At 47.1% G+C, this 2,105-nt stretch carries 2 protein-coding genes and 1 pseudogene; 1 reads left to right on the forward strand and 2 read right to left on the reverse strand.

What is annotated here, in order from left to right:
- Nucleotides 1-425, forward strand: a pseudogene (locus R8O11_RS24705) (hypothetical protein); the annotation flags it as partial.
- A gap of 27 nt (nucleotides 426-452) precedes the next feature.
- On the opposite strand, the gene istB reads toward R8O11_RS24705, so the two are convergent.
- Nucleotides 453-1,193 (reverse strand): IS21-like element ISVch3 family helper ATPase IstB, encoded by a 741-nt coding sequence (istB, locus tag R8O11_RS24710; protein WP_318194543.1) that lies wholly within the window; start codon nucleotides 1,191-1,193, stop codon nucleotides 453-455.
- A 10-nt stretch (nucleotides 1,194-1,203) separates the two neighbouring features.
- Nucleotides 1,204-2,105, reverse strand: a 902-nt coding sequence (locus R8O11_RS24715) for a Mu transposase domain-containing protein (protein ID WP_412035071.1), incomplete at its 5' end; no start/stop codon positions are given.

Here is a 2,105-nt window from a genome sequence, read left to right on the forward strand (position 1 = left end):
ATATTTCTAAAGAAGAAGCAAAACCAAAGTCTTCAACTAGAACAGAAAAAACTATTGAAGAAGAGTCAAATTCAAAATCTGGCTTCAGCCCTTGGGTATGGGTAGCTCTTTTAATAATCATTATTGTTGCAATCGTATCATCTCAAGAAAATCATAATAACAGCTCCTATTCTGAGAGCAAAAATAAGAACATAACACCTGAAAGAATAACAGTTCCTCGAACCGATAAAAACACAATCAATAATAATAACAAGCTCACATTCTCAATGCCTGAGCCTGGTTCAAATAGAGTTCTTAGCGTTTCAGAGTTAAGGTGGTGTTTACGAGAAGAAATAACATTAAATACCTATCAAACTGAATTAAATGTTAATCGTGCGTATTTCGGTGATTGCGATCGCTCGTTTCGGTTTATTCCGATCACCTGATCCTGCCGTTTTTCTCTCTTCCTATTTTTACTCTAAGTGATCGGATTGCGCCAGTTTTCTCATTGACTCACCTCCCAGTTCTATTCGATGACTATTGTGTACCAGCCGATCCATTAGAGCGTCTGCGACAGTGGCGTTACCGATCATGTTGTACCACTCCTTTACAGGTAACTGACTGATGACGATCGTGCTGCTGTTTTGGTAACGGTCTTCAAGCACTTCTAACAAGTGACCAGCATGCTCTTGAGTCAGTTTTTCCATCCCCCAGTCGTCGAGGAGTAGTAAGCCTTTCTTAGCCAGCGACTGAAGTTGTTTTTGATAGCTACCATCCAGACGACCTGCGGTCAGGTCATCGAGCAAGCGAGTTAATCGGTAGTATCTGACGGTTTGCTGTTGGTCGCAGGCGCTGGTTGCCAGAGCGCAGCCAAGATAGGTTTTGCCTGTACCTGTTGGGCCTGTGATCAAGATATTCTGGTGCTTGTGCAGATAACTCCCCGTCAGAAGTTCACTCATCTGTTTGCGGTTGAGGTTTCGCCCCTCCTTGTAGATGAGTTGGCTCGGCTGAGCATCCACTCTCAGCTTGGCTTGTTGTTTTAAGCGTTGGATTTTGCTCTGATTACGATTCAAGATTTCACTTTCCAGAAGCAGGCTTAACCTTTCCTCGAAGTCCAGCTCTGCGTAGGTGGTCAGTTGCTCTTGTTGCTGCTCTAACGCTTTCGCCGCATGACTTAAGCGCAGGGTTTTGAGTTGGTCATTGAGTGCGTTCATATCCTTTCTCCTAGTGATAACAGTTCGGGCCACGAACATTGCTGTGAACAAGGTTCGGTGTATTCGCTTTATCTTTACTCAGTTGCCCCTCGCGATTGTTTTTCAGCAGATTATTGATGAAGGTGTAGTTCGGTTTTGTCAGCATCAGCGCATCTTTACAGGCCTGCTCTAAGCGCGACTCGCCATGGGTTTTACTCAGGTTGAGTAACCCCAGACAGGAACGATAGGCCTGCTCTGGATGAGGTTTGGCGTTCAGCATCTTATTGACGACTTCTCGGGTGGCAGGGCCGATATTGGCGCCCCAGTTGAGCAAGCGTCCAGGCGACCACTTTTGATGTTGATGATGACTCGGCATATGCTCTGGTTGTGTGCTGTTTCCGCGCTCTCTTTGGCTGCGTGGATGCTGGGCGATCAAGTTACCTTGATGGTAGATCTGCACCAGACGGTTGGAGGCTTCCAGCTCGACGTGGTGACCTACCAGTTGATGGGGAACCGAGTAGTAGTGACGGCGATATTCGATGTGATAATCAGGCCCAACCTTGGCTTGTCTCGTTTCGGTATAGAGGTATCGCTGCTTGGGCAGCGGCTTTAATGCAGGTTTATCGAGTTTCTCGAATAAGGCTTTGCGACTCGCTCCATACTGTTTCATCTCACGTAGGTTTAATTCATCCATCAGCGCTCGGATAGCGAGATTCAGCTCTTTGAAGGTATAGAAGGTTTGGTGGCGTAGCCGCATCATGATCCAGCGTTCGACGAGGAGCACCGCATTCTCCGCCTTGGCTTTGTCTTTCGGTTTGTAAGGGCGAGCAGGCATCACGGCGGTTTGATAGTGATTGGCCAGTTTCTGATAGCTGTCGTTCAGTCTTGGCTCATAGCGATTCGCTTTGGTGACCGCGCTACGCAGATTGTCGG

It is taken from the genome of Vibrio sp. 1288 (assembly GCF_033344475.1).